13 protein-coding genes are annotated in these 16746 nt (G+C 61.7%); all 13 read right to left on the bottom strand.

Annotated features, from left to right (window positions below; translation table 11 throughout):
- Nucleotides 1-45: 45 nt before the first annotated feature.
- A complete protein-coding gene (locus Cte04_RS20335; RefSeq protein ID WP_066483482.1) occupies nucleotides 46-1032 on the bottom strand; it encodes a type II secretion system F family protein in 987 nt (328 codons plus the stop codon).
- On the bottom strand, nucleotides 1029-2348 hold the full coding sequence (locus Cte04_RS20330) for a TadA family conjugal transfer-associated ATPase (protein ID WP_066483477.1): 1320 nt from the start codon (nucleotides 2346-2348) through the stop codon (nucleotides 1029-1031). Before Cte04_RS20330 ends, Cte04_RS20335 begins: the two co-directional genes overlap by 4 nt.
- Before the next feature lie 7 nt (nucleotides 2349-2355).
- Entirely contained in the window at nucleotides 2356-3669 is a 1314-nt protein-coding gene (locus Cte04_RS20325; RefSeq protein WP_066483472.1) for a CpaE/TadZ family protein, read from the bottom strand.
- 262 nt (nucleotides 3670-3931) lie between these two features.
- Nucleotides 3932-5341: a type II and III secretion system protein family protein gene (locus Cte04_RS20320; RefSeq protein WP_066483467.1), complete on the bottom strand. Its 1410-nt coding sequence runs from the start codon at nucleotides 5339-5341 to the stop codon at nucleotides 3932-3934.
- A gap of 145 nt (nucleotides 5342-5486) precedes the next feature.
- Entirely contained in the window at nucleotides 5487-6545 is a 1059-nt protein-coding gene (cpaB, locus tag Cte04_RS20315) for a Flp pilus assembly protein CpaB (protein WP_066483456.1), read from the bottom strand.
- A 111-nt stretch (nucleotides 6546-6656) separates the two neighbouring features.
- The gene (locus Cte04_RS20310) at nucleotides 6657-7217 is read right to left on the bottom strand and encodes an A24 family peptidase (RefSeq protein WP_083526778.1); all 561 of its coding nucleotides are present in this window, start codon (nucleotides 7215-7217) and stop codon (nucleotides 6657-6659) included.
- Nucleotides 7218-7226: 9 nt separating this feature from the next.
- Nucleotides 7227-7439 carry a Flp family type IVb pilin gene (locus Cte04_RS20305; protein WP_066483446.1) on the bottom strand — a complete coding sequence of 71 codons (213 nt, stop codon included), beginning with the start codon at nucleotides 7437-7439 and terminating at the stop codon, nucleotides 7227-7229.
- Nucleotides 7440-7530: 91 nt separating this feature from the next.
- Nucleotides 7531-9222, bottom strand: a complete 1692-nt coding sequence (locus Cte04_RS20300) for a TolC family protein (protein WP_066483566.1) — start codon at nucleotides 9220-9222, stop codon at nucleotides 7531-7533.
- Nucleotides 9222-10580 (bottom strand): HlyD family type I secretion periplasmic adaptor subunit, encoded by a 1359-nt coding sequence (locus tag Cte04_RS20295; protein WP_066483444.1) that lies wholly within the window; start codon nucleotides 10578-10580, stop codon nucleotides 9222-9224. The genes Cte04_RS20300 and Cte04_RS20295 overlap by 1 nt, the downstream gene beginning before the upstream one ends.
- Entirely contained in the window at nucleotides 10577-12412 is a 1836-nt protein-coding gene (locus tag Cte04_RS20290; protein ID WP_066483440.1) for a peptidase domain-containing ABC transporter, read from the bottom strand. Before Cte04_RS20290 ends, Cte04_RS20295 begins: the two co-directional genes overlap by 4 nt.
- 280 nt (nucleotides 12413-12692) lie before the next feature.
- Nucleotides 12693-15716, bottom strand: coding sequence for a UDP-N-acetylmuramoyl-tripeptide--D-alanyl-D-alanine ligase (locus tag Cte04_RS20285; RefSeq protein ID WP_157082207.1), 3024 nt, complete (start codon nucleotides 15714-15716; stop codon nucleotides 12693-12695).
- A gap of 38 nt (nucleotides 15717-15754) precedes the next feature.
- Entirely contained in the window at nucleotides 15755-16270 is a 516-nt protein-coding gene (locus Cte04_RS20280) for an OmpA family protein (protein ID WP_066483562.1), read from the bottom strand.
- 82 nt (nucleotides 16271-16352) lie between these two features.
- A partial coding sequence (locus Cte04_RS21845; RefSeq protein WP_176573169.1) for a hypothetical protein occupies nucleotides 16353-16746 on the bottom strand: 394 nt, incomplete at its 5' end.

The raw sequence follows: 16746 nt of genomic DNA, 5'->3' as shown, positions 1-16746 counted from the left end.
TTTCCGCACCGGCGGGTGCCATGGTGCCTTTTGCTTGCCGGGCTGTCATTTGAGCCTCGCCAGACGGTAGAGAAGGAACGCGCCCAGGGCTTCCAGTGCCGCTGCTGCCAGAACCATCTTCCGGCCGCTGGCGTCCTGCCACATGCGCATGAAGTAGCCCTGGTTGAGCACCATGATCAGGGTGCCCACCACGATGGGCAGCAGTGCCAGCACCCAGGCCGACAGGCGGATTTCTGCCGACAGCGCATGCAGTTCGCGCTCCGCCGACTGGCGATCCCGGATATAGGCCGACACGCGCTCCAGCACCAGATCGGCGCGTCCGCCATAGCGCACGCTCATGCGGAACACGGCCGCCAGCAGTCCGAACTCCGGCAGGCGCCAGTTGCGTTCCAGCTGTCCCATGGCCTGCCCCAGGTCGGGCAGGGCACTCAGGCTGGCAGCAGCCTGCTGCAGCGCATCGCCAAGCGGCGCAGGAACATTGTTCACCGCCATCTGGAAAGCCGCATGCGGCGAGTTGCCAATGGTGATCAGGCGCACCATGTTGTCCAGAAAGCCGGGCAGTTGCTGCAGCAGCTTTTCACGGCGCTTGCTCAGCCGGCGCCAGATGCCGAAGCCGCACAGCAGGCCGTAGGCAGCCAGGGCCAGCAGTCCCAGCAGCGCGCCGCCTTGCAAGGCGGCGAGCACAGCCAGCAGCAGGCCGCCTGCCGCAAGCAGGGCCAGCATGCGCGGCGCGATACCCCAGGCATCGATACCCAGGTGGCGCTGCAACAGGGAGTGCAGCCTGCTCCAGGTGCCATGCGGCGTGGAGGACGAAACCGCAGATGCCGATGCGGCCTGCTGCACTCCCGGCATGGACTGCATGCCGCCGATGGCCGTCTGGCTTGGGAGAATGTCCAGACTGCGCTGCAGATGGCTCTGCACGGATCTGGCCTGCTCCTTGCGATGTGCGCGCGCAAACATCCACAGGGCAACGGCCAGCAGCAGGCAGGCCATTGCACCCAGGATCAGCGTTGCGGGGGCCATGTCTGTCATCGCACGCCTCCCTGGCCTGCCTGCTGCATGCGCCACCAGCTCAGCAGCTTGGGCGAATGCGGGGAAATGCCCAGCGAAATCCAGTGGTCGATTTCCTGGCCGTCTGCGGTGACCTGGGGTTCGTAGCGGTACAGTTCCTGCATGGAGATCATGTTGTCGGTCATGCCCGTCACTTCGGTCAGCGACAGCAGGCGACGACGGCCGTTGGACAGGCGCCCGATCTGCACGATGAAATCCACGGCGTTGGCAATCTGGCGGCGCAGGCTGACCTCGCTGCCCTGAAAGCCGGCAAAGCCGGCCAGCATCTCGGCCCGGTACAGGCATTCGCGCGGCGAGCTGGCATGGATGGTGCCCATGGAACCATCGTGGCCGGTGTTCATGGCCTGCAGCAGATCCAGCACTTCACCGCTGCGCACTTCGCCCACGATGATGCGGTCGGGGCGCATGCGCAGGCTGTTGCGCAGCAGGTCGCGGATGCTGACATGGCCTGTGCCGTCGAAGCCGCCGGGGCGGCTTTCCAGGCGCACCACATGGTTGTGGTTGAGCGACAGCTCGGCCGTGTCCTCGATGGTGACGATGCGCTCGCTGCCGGGTATGAAGCTGGCCAGCGCATTGAGCAGCGAGGTCTTTCCCGAGCTGGTGCCTCCGCTGACCAGGATGTTGCAGCGCGCCTGCACGGCCATTTCCAGAATCCGGCAGATATCGGAATTGAAAGTGCCCAGCTGCACGAGTTCTGCCGGCGTCAGGGGATCCTTGCGGAACTTGCGTATGGACACCGAGGGACCGTCGATGGACAGCGGCTCGATGATGACGTTGATGCGCCCGCCGTCGGGCAAGCGGGCGTCCACCATGGGGCTGGATTCGTCCAGGCGTCGGCCCAGCGGCGCCAGGATGCGGCGCACGATGCGCAGCACATGCTCGTCATCCTTGAAGTGCAGGTTCTCACGCTGCAGTATGCCGCCGCGCGAGACATACACATTGCTGTGCCCGTTGATCAGGATGTCTTCGACACGCGGATCCTCCAGCAGCGGCTGCAGCGGCCCCAGGCCGGTGAGCTCGCGTGTCAGTGCATGGGCGACCAGCAGTGCTTCCTGCTCGTTCACCGGCACGGAGTGCAGGCGTATGTAGCTGTCCAGCTCCATCAGCACGAACTGTGCGATCGCGGCCTGCGACCAACGGCCGAATTCGGCGCCGAGTTCCTCGATGCGGCTGAGCAGATGCTCGTGCGTACGGTGCTTCAGATCGGCAAACAAAGGCGTGTGCTCGAAGTCGCTGGCCGGAGCTTGCGTCGTAGGGGCGTAAACCGTGGTGGTCATGGTGCGTTCAGCTTCTTCTGATGCGTTGGATGATGCGGCCCAGGGCGCTGGCATGCGCCTTGCCGGCGAAGGAGTCCAGGGGCGCCAGGCCGGAGGTCTTGCGCTGCCCGGCTGCGATGCCGGGGTGGTATTGCGCCAGCAGGCCTGTCACCAGCCTGTCCACGGCCTGTACATAGGGATCGCGCCGCTGCTGCATGCCCAGCAGCTTCCCCTGGTTCACGGCCTGGGCCAGTTCGCGCCGGTGCTCCGGGATGACGGCGAGCAAAGGAAGCTGCAGCTGTCGCGCAATCTGCCGGGCATCCAGCTCGAGCTGGCTGTCATGGCGGTTGACGATGAGCCTCATCCGTTCGCGTTCTATCTGCATCTCTTCCAGGCGCTTGAGCATCTCGGTCGTTGAAACGACGCTGGCCACGCTCTGTTCGCAGACCACCCAGACCTCGCTTGCCCGCCTGACTACGCGCATGGCCAGCTGGGTATGGGACACCGCGCCCAGATCGGCGACCACATGGCGGAAATACTGCCGCAGGCGTTGCACCAGGGCATCGGCATCGGAGTACGACACGTCGCGCAGCAAGGCAGCCTGGCGCGGCAAGGGCAGCAGGCGCAGGCCGCTTTCGTGGCGGGTGAGGCCCGATGAGGCCAGGCGCCGGTCGAAACGGCGCAGATTGCCCACCGCCTCGAGAAAGTCGAATTCGCCCAGAGTGTTCAGATACAGCGAGCAATCGCCGTTGGGGTTGCCCAGGTCGATCAGCAGATTGTCCAGGCCATCGCTGCTGTTCGCGCTGTCCGGTTTGCCGCGCGCCGCGTTGCACAGCTGCTGCTGCAGATACCAGGCCAGATGCGAGGCCAGCAGACTGCTGCCCAGGCCCGCGCGCGCCGCGATGATGGCCGTCAATGGCGCGGCGGGGCCCTGGCTGGAGATGGGCGGATGGCGCTGTATCAGCTCGCGCAGCGTCTGCTGGGCCGCCTGCAGGCTGCCATCCACATCCAGGAAATCCTGCACGCCGGCTCGCAGCGCCGCAAGCATGGATTGCGGATGCCGGGTGCGGCCCACGGCCAGGCAGGGCAGGTGGGGAGATGCCGTGCGCAGCTGTGCCACGAGCTGGGCCGCAGTCTCTGAAGAGCCGGGATCGAACTCCACCAGCACTGCCTGGGGCATGAGCTGCAGCGCCTGTTCGGGCACATTGTTCTGAAAGCCTGTGGTGTGCAGCTGAGCGCCGCTTTGCATGCGCTGCAGCCAGGCCTGGGCCATGGCACTGTCCGGTGTGCCGGCCGCAACAAACAGCAGGTGTATGTTGGCAATGACCTCCTGGGAATCCAAGGAATCCGCAAGAGCCGGGCCTGCAGGGGGCTGTGCGTTATCCAGGGAACTCGGGACCCTGGCATCTGCCGCTGCCGCTGCCGCTGCTGCGCTGGCGGAATTGGGTGCGTGGGGCCGCAGCGACAGCAATGCCTCCAGCGTCGCAGGCGACGTCAGCGAAAGAGAGGAGGGCCGGTCTGCCGAGCTGTCCGCGGCTGGACTGGTAGACGGTTCCGGCGTGAAAGGCTGGGTACTCATGAGCTGGCGTGGGAAGCTATGCATATCAGTACGAAAAGCCGGGCAGTGCCGCACCGGTCTGTACGCCGCCTGCCAGGTACGGACCCCATACCTGCCCCGCATCAGGCTGTTCCGAACGGTTGCCGGGCAGCAGGGCTTCCAGATTGGTATTGGGCGGAAGCGGTTGCACCAGACGTGGCGTGACGATGATGACCAGCTCTTTTTCGTCCTGGGAGTAGCTGAGATTCTTGAAGAACGTGCCCAGGATGGGCAGATCGCCCAGCAGCGGCACCTTGTTGACGCTGGAGGAGGTGGCGCGGCTGACCAGGCCGCCGATGACAAAGCTCTCGCCATCGGCCAGCTCCACCATGGTGTCGGCGCGCCGGGTGACCAGGGCGGGCACGGAAACGCCTGAAATCGTCACGCCGCTGGTGTAGTCCAGGTCGCTGGCTTCCGGAGCGACCTTGAGCGCGATGCGGTCGTCCGAAAGAATCGTGGGCGTGAGCTGCAGCTTCACACCGAATTCCTTGTAGCGGATGGAAATGTTGTTGCTGGCGCTGCTGGGCACGGGAATCGGTATTTCGCCACCCGCCAGAAAGCTCGCGCTCTGGCCGGTATGCGCCACCAGCGTGGGCTTGGCCAGCACGCGAACCAGGCCGTTGCCCTCCAGAAAACCCAGCTGGGCGCTCAGTCCATGGCCGCCAAAGGCCTTGCCGAAGCCCAGCACCAGATTCATGGCGCTGGACAGCGCCGTGGGATTGCCCGACGGAGAGCCGTTGTCGCCGCCCGAAGAGCCTGAAGAACCGGAAGAGCCCGAACTGGTGCTGGTACCCGGCGTGTACAGGCCAAAACTGAAGCCGTGGCTGTTGGGGCCGCCGCTGACGAGGTTGATGCCAGCACGTTTGAGGGCGGATTTCTTGAATTCCACCACCTGCACGTCGACCTGGACGGTATTGCTGCGCACGGCGACTTGCGAACGGTCGATCAGCGCTGCCTGCTGCGGGCCGTTCAGGCGCAGCTCGGCCAGAGCACTGGCATGCTCGGTTAACGATGCGAGCCGCTTTTCCAGCAGCAGGCGGGGGCCGCCTACCCTTACCAGCCACTGCTGGGGCAAACCTTTGGGCGGCCAGATGGCCAGCGTGGTGCTGCCCGGTGCTTTGGGGGTCAGCAACAGTTCTGCATTCTGGGTGCTGCCCGCCGATGCTGCGCGCAGGACCTTGACATCCAGCACATTGGGATCACCCACGGCAATGCGGCCCAGCGCCATGCCGGGCTGCAGCACATGCTGGCGGCCCACCGAAAGCTGCAGCGCAGGTTCTGCCGCTTCCGGAAGCGCGCCTACGGCAGCCTGCGGCGCAGCTGCCGGCTGTGCCATGGCCGGCATGGAGCCGCACAGCAGAACGGCACCCGCCACAAGGCTGAAGAAGGTGGTTGGCGAGGTGTGTGCGGTCGTCATGTTCTATCCCTCTGGGGCAATGCAGCTTCGGCGTGGATCTGCGCTGTCTGCTTGTTGGTCTTTTGAGTCATCAATTGATAGCTGTAGACGCTTTGCAGGCAAGCGTTTGAGTTCGATTTCAATCCAATGCGGCTTCATGGTCTTCTCAGTAGCTCACGGTCTGTACGGCGGCGCCCTGATGGAATTCCACGGTCTGCTGGCGCTGAGCCTGGAGCGTGCGCGTTGCGTTCAATACCGGGGCCGGGCGGCGCGTGTTTCTGGCATCGGCGCCTGTGGCCAGATCCTTGAACCGCAGGCCTGCAAAAGAGCGATCGACGCCTTGCAGCTGCTCTCCCTTGGGCAGTCGCCCTGCCGCGGGCTGCAGCACCGTGGGCAAGGCCGCGAACAGCGATGCATCGGGCATGGAGGTGTCATCGGGATGGCGCAGCGCCAGGGTGAGCTGGCCGTATTTCTCGGCCAGCGTCAGGCGCTCCACGTCGTCCAGCGGCACGGCCAGCACGGCGGTATTGGCCGGCTGGGCCTGGCTTCGGTCGCCATTGCCGCCGCTGTTGCCTCGGCGCATGCTGCCAGTGGCGCTGTTGCTGCCGGACTCTTCTTCCTGTTGGGCTCGCCTGCGCTGCGCAAGCGTCGGTGGCGGGTTTTCGACACTGGCCGTGCCATAGGCCAGCACGCGGCTGCGTGCCAGCAGCAGGCGCGTCTGCGTATCCACGCTGGCATTGTCGGCACCCTGCCTGCCGTCGAGCGTGAAAAACACATCGACAAAATCACCGGGTCGTACATGGTTGCCGGCAGCCATGGGTTCCTTGACGGCAATGGAGACCGCGCGCTGGCCTGCTTCCAGCTGCAGAGACAGGCCGCTGACCAGGTTCTGCTCCAGCAACGGGGCTTCGGCCGCGATGGCCGTGAGCGTGGTGCGGCCCACCGCCGCATCGACGGACTGGATGCCATCGGCAATCGGCGCAGACAGCTGCACGGTCTTGAGGTCCTCGGCCTCCAGGCGCTGCCCGGCCGCCACAGGCCTTGCCGCCACCACGGCACCATGTAAGGGCGCCTGTCTTGTGCTACTGGACTCCGTCTGCGGGATGGAGGATGCGGGTACCGCTGCCACAGGCCGCTGCGGCTGGCGGCCCAGCATCCATGCCATGATGGCCAGCCCGATTGCCACGACCACCAGCAGTCCGGCGAGAATCTTGGTGAGGTTCATGGCGTGTACTCCCTGCGTCGTTGTTCTGAAAGCGTTGATACAGAAGCTTTGCGATCACCGCACATGGCGGGGGCGGTGATGGCAAAGCACCCGTGAGGATGCTCGGCCGGGCTAGCTGGCCGATTGCGGCCCGGTGCGGATCACCACCCAGATGGCGGCCAGTGCCATATAGCCTGCATAGGGAATGCTGCGCTGTATGGTGCGTCTGCCTTCGGGCATGGTGGAGTGCGGCGCAGGCATGGCGAAGGCGACAGCCAGCCGTCCGGGCAGCCATGCCTGCAGCAGGGCCCCATAGTTGCTGCGCTGCAGCCCGCGCCAGGCCAGTACCACCAGGCCATGCAAGCCCGCCAGCAGGCTGCCGCCAATCCAGATGAGCAGCAGGTAAGGCGAAAAGCCGAACCACAGGCCCATGACGGCAGCAAACTTCACATCCCCGGCCCCCATCCAGCGCAGCGCATAGAACGGCAGCAGCACGGCAAAGGCCGCGAGCATGCCGGCCAGTCCGTCCCAGGGCTCTACCCAGAACGGCTGCACGCCGCTGAACAATGCTGTCGCGCCCGAGGCCAGGCCCAGCAGCACCATCCAGTTGCGTACCTTGCGAGTGCACAGATCCATGGCTGCTGCAGCTATAAGCCATAACAGCAGAAAGTGTTGGTATAGCTGGGGAGTCATCTCTGAGGTTTAACCTGTGGTGCCAGTACCTGTGCCGCCTGTGCCCCCTGTGCCTTTTTTAGGCAACTTGTCAGAGATGCTCTGGAAAATGCTATCGAGCTGTCCTCCCAATGTGGTCACTGTGGCGATGATGGCAACAGCAATCAACCCCGCAATCAGCCCATACTCAATAGCCGTAGCACCTTCTTCGTCCTTCCAGAAGTTCTTGATGAAATTGGTCATGGTGTGATCTCCATTCACAAACAAGGCCCATGGAACAAGGCAGTGGCCGGCGATGGGCTGACACCGGACGCTGCGGAAAAACAGGCGCGCTTCACCACCGTGCGGCGGTGGTGACAGGCTGGTTCTGTGGCAGCGCAAGCAGTTGCGGGTCGAGCCTCGGCTCCATGCGCAGTTGCAGGCGCTGTGCAGTCAGTACAGGGGAAGCTGGCTTGGCAGCAAATGGGGCGGTGGCCAGAGCCGTGGCAATCGAGTCCGGTTCGTGGCGCAAGGGCGCTGGCTCGGTGGGGCTGGGGCCAGACTTGTCGGAAGCGGGCTTGGACTGCTGGGCAAACAGCGAATCCAGCCAATGTTCTGGAAGCTGCCTGGGCAGCAACTGCCCTGTGGTGCGGACGAGGCGCAATTCGTTGATGCGCTGGTCATAGATCGCATCGGCTTCGTCGAGCATGAGCCGTTGCATGTCCAGTTGCGCATCCAGTACCTGGGAGAGGCTGCCGCGGCCGGCTTCAAGCAGGCGCCGGCGGCCTTCAAAGGCAGCCCGGGCTTCACGTACGGCGTCTGCCAGCTGCGCTTCACGCTGGCGGCCAGCCTGCGAACGGCCCCAGGCGGCGGAAGCGGCTTCGCGTACCTGGCGCCGTACGGCTTCCTGCTGAGCCTCCTGGGCCTGCAGCTCATTGATGGCCTTGAGGATACGGTCGCGCAGCTCGAAGCCGTTGCCGAAATTCCAGTTCAGCTCCACCCCATAGCGCGTGCCGTCGACATAGAGCACTCCCTTGGGGTCGCGCGTATGGGCGACGACTGCAGCCAGTGTGGGGAAGCGCTGGGCCTTGCTGCGTTCGACCTCTGCACGGGCGCGCTCGATCTGCTGCGCGATTTCCTGCAACTCAGGGCTGTTGCTTTCGGAGGCCTGCAGTGCGTTGCCCTCATTGGCTGGCATCCATTGCGCAGGTACCTGCAGGTCGGGCAGCCAGTCGTTTTCCGGCGTGAAATTGAAATAGCGCGTGAAGCGCGCCATGGCATCAAGGCGCTGGGATTCGAGCGCATGCTGCTGTGCCAGCGCGCTGGCTTGGCGCGAGGATGCCTGGCGCAGGTCGTTGCGGCCGACGGCGCCCAGCTCTGCACGGCGTTCTTCAAGGCGGGCCAGCTGTCCGATGATGCGGGCCGATTCTGCGGCAATGCTGGCCTTGTGGCCGAAGCGCTGCAGCTCCAGCAAGGCTGTCAGGGCATCGAGCAGCACATTCTGGCGAGTGCCGTACAGCACGCTGGTCTGGGCGGCTTCCTGAGACTCCGCCGAACGTATGCCGGCGCCGATCGCTCCACCGTCGAGCAGGCTCATGCGCATCTCGGCATTGATGGTGCTGTAGGACTCACGACTCTGGCGCAGCTGGGCATTGCCGGAAGAGGTGCCGACCTTGAAGGTGGGCCAGCGCGCGCCACGTGCCGTATGCACATCGTGGCCTGCGGATTCGAGTGCTGCCCGGGCCTTGAGCACGTCAGGGTGCTCGTCGAGCATGGTGTGCAGCGCGTCCAGCAATCGCCGGTTGGCGCTGTCGCCCGCCAATGTACCCGGCGTGAGCTGATGAGCCAGCTGCAGCTTGGGCGGCTTCTGCAGGGCCGCGGCGGGCTCGGCTCCCTGTACTGCGATGGCTTGCGAAGCTGTATCCATGTCTTCGGCCAGCACCGGGAGGGTTACGGCCTGCAGCATGGGAATCAGGCATGCCGCTGGGGCGAGCCGACGCAGCTTGGCCGGCGCCGCAGAAAGTGGGAGCAGGATGCGTGCAATCATCATGGCTCCCTGAAGGCTTCGCTCTGGATGCGCAGCACGGGCCGCAGCAGATACCAGATGAAGGGTTCACGGCCCAGCAGCAGATCCAGCTCGGCCTGCATGCCGGTCGTGATGCGGTTGTCGGTGCGGCCGACCCAGGGCTGCTGCAAGCTGGCCTGGATACGGAAATAGGAAAGGGATTCGGGCTGGTTGGGATCCCGGTCCGCGTCCGGTGCCACCAGCGTGACCTGGCCCGGCACGGAGCCGTAGCGCAGGAAATCGTAGGCTGTGATCTTGACCTTGGTCGCCTGGCCAAGCCGCACGTAGCCGCGGTCAGCGGGACTCAGGCGGGCTTCGACGATGACTTCGTCCTTGTCGGGAACGATCTCCATGATGGGTTCGCCAGGCTTAACCACCCAGCCGGCACCCGAGCTGCGCAGCCCCTTGACCACGCCTTCCGTCGGGGCAAGCACCGCGGTACGCGTACGCTGGCTCTGGGCACGGGAAAGGTCCTCCGACAGGCTGAGCAGCTCGCGCTCGGTCTGGGCCAGTTCCTCGGAGGCTCTGCGGCGGAACGCACCCTGGGTCTCCAGCAGCTTGGCTTCGGCCTGCTCGACCTTCGCCCGGTTGCTTACCAGGGTCTGGCGTGCAGCCGCCAGCTCGGTACGCACCTGTTCGAGGGCGCGCTGCTTGTCAATGACTTCCAGCTGACCAATGAGCTGCTCGGCAGCCAATTGCTTGGAGATGGCGGCTTCTTCCTGATGCAAACGAAGGCTGGTTTCCAGGCCCTGAATGCGGGCCTGGATCTGCGCAACATCGCCGCGTGCCTGCAGTTGCTGGGCCTGTGCGGATGCCATGCTGCCCTGATGTTCCAGTGTGCGGGAGGCAAAAGCACCCATTTCCGCCTGCACGATCCTGGGCTCGAGCTCCTTCGGAAAGTCGCTGGCCTTGAGCTGTTTTCCCTGGCTCTCCGCCATCAGGCGCGTCTTGACCGCCTGGGCAGTCGCCATGCGGGCTGTCAACTGTTCAAGGTTGAGACTGTTGCCGCCCAGGTCGATCTCCAGCAACGGCTGCCCCTGCGTAACGGTCTGGCCTTCGCGGACATGAACTGCGGTGACGATACCTCCTTCCAGGTGCTGTACCGTTTGCACGCGATCGGAAGGAATGACCTGGCCGCTGGCGACCACCACGTTTTCCACGGGATAGAAAAGGCCTACGAGCACCAGGATGGCAAGGGCTCCCACGACCAGCTTGCGTTTGCGGGCTGCCTGGGTGCCATCCGCCTCAGCTTGCGGTACGGCGGGCTGTACATCGGTGGCTTCAGCCGTTCGGGACTGGCGCAGCACCAGGGGCAGATCGTCTTCGCGTCGGGCCCTCATGATGCGAGCTCCTGCACCTGGGAGTTGTCCTGTTCGGTTGTTCCGGCACCTGTTTCTGCAGGTGAGGGCGCCGGCTCGCGAGGTGTACCGAATAGCTCGGGGAGCAGTTGTTTGGGCGAACCGTGCTCCACGCTGCCATCTCCTCGCACGTGGTAGATGTGTTGTGCCAGCGAAGCCACACGCACGGAATGCGTGACTACGATGACGGTGTGCTTGAGCGAAATATGCTTCAAGGTCTGCAGCAGTGAGGTCTCGCTTTCGAAATCGAGATCGTTGCTGGGCTCGTCAAGAATCAGGACGGAAGGATTGCGCAGGAAGAGCTGGGCCAGGGCCAGTTTGCGCAGCTCGCCTGCGGAGAGACCGGTACCGCCTTCTCCCAGCACCGTCTGATAACCGTTGGGCAGGCGACTGATGAAGCCATGGGCTCCGGACAGATGGCATGCCGTGATGATCTTGTTGTCGTCGGCTTCGGGATTGACCATCCGAAGGGAGTCGACGATGGGGCCACTGAACCAGTAAACCTGCTGGGCTAGGCAGCCAATCCAGCGGCCCAGGTCGCTGCGTGGAAACTGGGCCATGTCGTATTCGTCAATGAAAATACGGCCCTGGGTCGGTTGGTAAAGCCCGGCCAGCAGCTTGGCCAGTGTGGATTTGCCCGCGCCATTGCGTCCCACAATTGCATGCAGGCCACCGGGGCCGATTTCCAGTGAAACCTGTTCCAGCGAGGCATGGCCTGAAGGGTACTGAAAGCTGACCTGATCGAGGTGGAACAGTCCGCGTGGACGTGGCAGCTCCACGGTCTGTGCTGCTGTTTCCAGGGGCTCTTCCAGAACTGCCTGCAGGCGCTCGGTGGCCTCGTTGGCGCGCGCCATGGATCGCCAGTTGCCCGCAAGCTGGGCAATGGGGCCCAGCGCCTTGCTCGACAGCAGGTTGACGGCCATCAGGCTGCCTATGCTCATCCATTGCGCATTGATGGCGATGGCGCCCATTGTGATGACCGAAATGGAAAAAAGCGTGAGCAGCACATGGCTGGTTTCCCGGGCATCTTCCATTTCGCCATTCTTGCGAAAGCTTTCGGCCAGCCACTGGTCGTAGCCTGCTTGCCATGATTGTTTGGCTGCGGTGTCGTAGCCCAGAACCTTGAGCGTGCCTCGCGCGTTGCAGATCTCGGCAGTGCTGCGGTCCAGCATACGAGCCTGCGCTACTTCCTCCACGCGTCCGCTGCGTACTTCATCCGCCCACCACCAAGCCAGCACGCCCAGGACGACCATGGCAACCAGGATCACGGGAAGAACGGGCCAGGCAATGATGCCGATGACAATCAAGGCCAGCAAAGCCATGGGAAGGTCGAGAACGGAGGTGGCGAGCCCCCCCGACATGCCCGAGCGCATGGAACTGACATCCCGAAACAGCTGCAGCCACTGGCTGGAAGGCCTTTGCTCCAGCGTGGCCAGCGGGTGGCGGAGCATGGCATTCATCAGTGCCTGCGATACATCGCGATCAAGCATGGCGCCGGCTTCGCGCAGTGTCCGGGCACGCTTGCGGCGCAGCCACCATTCCAGGCTCAGAAAGCACAACACGCCTGCAACCATGGCAATCAGGGTGGCCGTGCCGCCGCGTGCAATGACACGGTTATAAACTTGTAACAAAAAGATGGAGGGCAGCAGCCCCAAAAGGCTGATGGGCAGTGATAACCATGCAGCTTGGCGTAGTTGCAATGTTGCCTTGCGGAAAGAATCTGCAATGGCGTTGGAATAGGAGGGGGCTGCTTCTGCTGCCGCCGGATTTGCAGTGGCTGATGCCAGCTGATGGGGAAGCAGATATCGAATCATTGTCTCGAACCGTATTAATTTCCGTTAATGGGAAAGTAGCTTTTTGTTTCCTCTAATGTATCAACATATTTGCCGATCTATGAGATAGCACAAGTTTTTTAACTTTTTCAAAAATTTATCAATGCACATGAGTTGATAGAAATTACTGCTGTCGGGGTAAATTTAGATATATCTGCACTGGTGTTTTTACTAATGCTCACAGCAACCTGAAGTTATATTTCTATGTTGATAGCTTGTTTCTATGAAATATGATTAATTAATTACTTAATTGGATCTATATTCAAGCTATTTCTTGCCCGTTTTCTCGCAAAGCATCGGCTGCAATTGCAAGATTGGTAGCGGTACGGCCGGCCAATAGGACGGTGTCGCCAGCACGAGTTGTTCTCAGCAGGAAGTCAACCAGGCGGTTCAAATCGTCATACCAGTAGACCTGTGGCAAGTCATACAGCGCAGAGGCCAGTCGACGCAGGGGTTCACCGTAGAGCAGTACATGCTTTGCCTGGGTTGACCGGATCAATGGTTCAAGCAGGAGCTGGGAAGATTCCAGATCATTTGCAACAGCCTGTATGCCTGCTAGTGCGATCACCCTGTGGCCGCTGAGCGGAGCATGCGCTTGCAACTGGGTGAATGCTGCTTGCATGGAAACGATATGACTGCTTTGGCTGTGGTCCAGAAGCCGTACGCCATTGGATAGCAATTGAGGCTGTCCCGTACCTTGCAAAGGTTGCCAGTCTTGCAGCAACTCCTGCACTCCTTCCAGATTTTTTCCGAGGCTTTGCAAAGTGGCCAAAACTGCTTGCGCGTTCTGTGCCATGTGATGTCCGTCGGATTGCAGCCTGAGCTGTAGATTACCTTTGCCTGTCGATATTTCCCAGCTCCCCTGGCGGTAAGACAGTTCACGTATATGCGCGCCGGAACCGCGTCCAAACGTGGAAAGCCGAATTTCGGCATCAACTGCAGCCTGAACGATGCATGGCTGGGCTCCCAGCTTGGAATCGATAACCAATGTGGAGCCCTGCCTGAGCGATTTGATGATTTTTTCTATCAAATAATTTCGTTTCTTTTTGTGTAGGAGTAAATCTTTTTCTTTCGTAAGATTTATTTGTTTGTGGTTTTCTATGAAATCCAGATTGGAGATAACGACGATATCGGGCTGGATCCAGGGCAACTCATCAAGCAAAGTGGATAGAGGCAGTTCAATCAATGCACATGGTGCTGCTTCGCTCCAGTTAATCATTTGAATGGGGGCATCCTGTGCCAGCAACGCATCTGCACGTGGATCTTCCATGCCTTGCAAACTGTGGCGCAGCATGCTCAGGATGGAAGTTTTTCCCGCGCATCCGGTGGCTGCCACGACCGGTGCCTTGATTCGGAGCCGCGAGGCTTGGGCCCAACTGCGCAAGCCCTTGTCGATACGGGGTACATAGAGGACTGGCACGCCATAGCCCGACAGGCCATGGGGCTGATTGCTGATCAATGCAGCAGCCTGCAGCGTCTGCAAGGCAGCCGGGGGGATGCCAATGGAAATACCTGCACGCCGTACAAGCACTGCTGAGCCGGGCAGATGGTGCAGGCGGTTGATATCCAGGCCTGAGCAAAGAAGCGCTTGCTGGTGCAAGTTGAACCAGGTGCCACCCGTGATGTGGGCCAAGGTGGAACTGTCCCAGCTCATAGGGGGGCTCGTTTGGTAAATTCGCGAAATTCCGGGGGATTCGGATTGCGTCGAGGCATGAGAAGGAGCCATCATCGCCGAGCGATGCATACGATCCATGCTTTGATCTAGAGCGCGTTCATCTGTCCTGTGTGAGAACTCCTGGACGTCCGGCCCTGGAAAACTTCTCGATGGCTTTGCCCGGGCGCGTTGCAGTTCCAGTGCAGCAAGGGCTGTCATGAGCAGATAGGCCGATGTGCGTGCGTCGGCCAGTAGTTCATCGTGGCCGCCTCCATGGAAAAAGGCGGCCTGTGAACGCGCGGTCGGGGAAAGGTAGATGGCTTGCTCCGGAAAAACCATGCGATGGCTGAGGGCCTGGAGGATTTCTCGCAGGCTTCCCGACCTGTCGCTTGGTGGTCCGATGAAGCGTGGTGGGGAATCCAAACCCAATAGAACACTTTCTATGACGGCCGCTGGCAGCCAATGCACATGCAACAAACGGCCGGCCTGATGTTGCTGGCAAAAATGCTCTATGAAAAAGTCTTGTTGAAATGGAGACCCAAAGAGGGTTCCCGGAGCAGTGCGAAACCCTATGCCTGCATTGCACCGCATGAAGGCGCTCAGTGCCAGGCTGGACCAGGCTCTCTCGTCAGGCCGGGAAGAGTCAGCGAAGGGGAGCAAGCTTGATGCCACTCTTTCCATGGAGGCATGCAAGCTGTCTTTCTCTCCCTCGGCTTTCACTGTTTCCGCGAAATGTAGTTGATGGGCATGGCGGACCATCACCAGCATGGCCAGGGACAAGTGTTCATGGTCATGTGGCAGGTATTGCAGCTTTTCTTCAAGGTGCTTGAAAGCGCGGTGGATGGCGGTGCTCAAGTCTGCCTGCTTTGTGTAGCGTTGTATGAGCAGCAGCGTGTATGTCAGTCCCAGGTGATCCGCAAGACACCGGTTGCACGGCCAATCCCCATCTGGGCGCTGGTGGCTGAGCAGCAATCTGCTCGTGGAGCGTAGAAGGGCCTCTGGCAATATCGGGGATTGCTGGACACCTTCAAACAGGGGATGCATCCGAGGAACAGCAGTTGCTGCTTCTTTGCCTCCTATGAAGACACCTTGCAGGCCCAGTAGAAGAGCGCTGGATTTCGTGAGCGACTCTGGGGATGACTTGTCTTGGAACCCGGACAGCGTTTCATTGGCCTCATTGGAGAGTTGCTGCAACACAAGTCGAGCATGCTCCAGCTCTGTATCTGCCAATGCCCAGTTTTGGGTGGGGTCCGGAGGGAGTCTGAGGAAATCTGAATTTGGCAGTGAGGCGATATTCAGGACCCAGTCAACCCGAAGTTCCACCTTGCTTTGTTTGCGCGCCCAAGCCCACTGGCGAACTCTTGTTGCGCCTTCTCTCCATGCAGCTTCCAGAGTAGCTGCGCGGACATAGAAAACGCAAGCCTGCTGCCCCTGTGCAGCCACGGTGAAAAACAGGATGCAGCCAGGATATGGCTCTGGCAAGAGCACAAGATGCTGCTCCAGATATCGACGACACCGGCACAGCTGCTGAGACAGCGCAATCTCGGTATCGCTGGAGCAGGGACCGATCTTTTTGTTGCTCGGAGCCGTCGCACTGCTGTGGGCTCGCAACTCGAAGATCGGTTCTGCCATGGCGATCTGGCCGTATGCAGATGGCAAGAGCTTTTGCTTCAGCGGTACTCGAACTCCACGCGTCGATTGCGCTGGTGTGCAGCTTCGCTTGTTCCAGGATCTGCCAGCCTTTCCTTGCCATAGCTCACAGCTTCGACCTTTGAAGAGTCGACCCCCAGGATCTGCAGGCTCTTGCGCACGGATTCCGCGCGCTTCTGGCCCAGTGCCAGGTTGTACTCGCTGCCCCCGCGGACATCGGTATGCCCTTGGAGCATGAGCGATTGTCCGGGATGGCTGCGCAACCATTGCGCATGGCTTTCGACAATCCCCCTGTCGACAGGACGAACGGTGTATGAGTCAAAGTCGAAGTAAACAATATGGGCCACATTCTCCGGCCCGCTTTGACCGCGCTGTGGTTTTACTTCCACTGGCGCCACACTGGCGATGCTGGTGGCAGGGCGGCCAAAGGCATAGTGGTGTTCTATATGTTTTGAGCTGCTGCCAAATGAGGTGCTGCAGGCCGCCAAAACAGATGTCAGCAGCAAAGTGGCATAGAGCTGGTGTTTTTTATACATAAGGTTCTCCTTGGCCTCTGCCGGCACATTTCCTGTGAAGGTGCCGGCAGAGTTTTTAATGCAGCCATGGGGCTGCTGTGCTTCAGATCAGTTGGTGATGCTGCAGCTGCTGGGCCAAGTTCAGCGTGTTGACGGCAACATCTCCAGCGCTGCTCGACTGGCTGCTGATGGCTGAGGCAATCGGCTGCAGCTCTGCGACTGCAGCTTCTGCAGCCGTTGGGGTTACTGCATTGCCACACAGCACGCCGCCCAGGAGGCCCCCCGAGTGGCCTAGCAAGCCGCCCAGTAGACCGGCGCCACCATTGAGTCCTCCCTGCAGTCCACCCTCTCCGGTGACACAACCCAGCAGGCCGCCTTCGCCGGTGATGCTGCCGAGCAGCCCTCCTTCGCCGGAGACGCCGCCCAGCAGACCGCCGCCGGAGATGCCGCCGAGCAATCCTCCCTCGCCGGTGACGCTGCCAAGCACACCGCCGACC

The organism is Comamonas terrae (assembly GCF_001544075.1).
Lineage (GTDB): Bacteria > Pseudomonadota > Gammaproteobacteria > Burkholderiales > Burkholderiaceae_C > Comamonas > Comamonas terrae.
This window is presented reverse-complemented; position numbering and strand designations above follow the sequence as displayed.

What these genes read in the sequence shown, in the direction of transcription:
- Cte04_RS20335 (WP_066483482.1), bottom strand. Translation starts at nt 1,032, where the DNA reads ATGACAGACATGGCCCCCGCAACGCTGATCCTGGGTGCAATGGCCTGC.
- Cte04_RS20330 (WP_066483477.1), bottom strand. Translation starts at nt 2,348, where the DNA reads ATGACCACCACGGTTTACGCCCCTACGACGCAAGCTCCGGCCAGCGAC.
- Cte04_RS20320 (WP_066483467.1), bottom strand. Translation starts at nt 5,341, where the DNA reads ATGACGACCGCACACACCTCGCCAACCACCTTCTTCAGCCTTGTGGCG.
- cpaB (WP_066483456.1), bottom strand. Translation starts at nt 6,545, where the DNA reads ATGAACCTCACCAAGATTCTCGCCGGACTGCTGGTGGTCGTGGCAATC.
- Cte04_RS20310 (WP_083526778.1), bottom strand. Translation starts at nt 7,217, where the DNA reads ATGACTCCCCAGCTATACCAACACTTTCTGCTGTTATGGCTTATAGCT.
- Cte04_RS20305 (WP_066483446.1), bottom strand. Translation starts at nt 7,439, where the DNA reads ATGACCAATTTCATCAAGAACTTCTGGAAGGACGAAGAAGGTGCTACG.
- Cte04_RS20300 (WP_066483566.1), bottom strand. Translation starts at nt 9,222, where the DNA reads ATGATTGCACGCATCCTGCTCCCACTTTCTGCGGCGCCGGCCAAGCTG.
- Cte04_RS20295 (WP_066483444.1), bottom strand. Translation starts at nt 10,580, where the DNA reads ATGAGGGCCCGACGCGAAGACGATCTGCCCCTGGTGCTGCGCCAGTCC.
- Cte04_RS20290 (WP_066483440.1), bottom strand. Translation starts at nt 12,412, where the DNA reads ATGATTCGATATCTGCTTCCCCATCAGCTGGCATCAGCCACTGCAAAT.
- Cte04_RS20285 (WP_157082207.1), bottom strand. Translation starts at nt 15,716, where the DNA reads ATGGCAGAACCGATCTTCGAGTTGCGAGCCCACAGCAGTGCGACGGCT.
- Cte04_RS20280 (WP_066483562.1), bottom strand. Translation starts at nt 16,270, where the DNA reads ATGTATAAAAAACACCAGCTCTATGCCACTTTGCTGCTGACATCTGTT.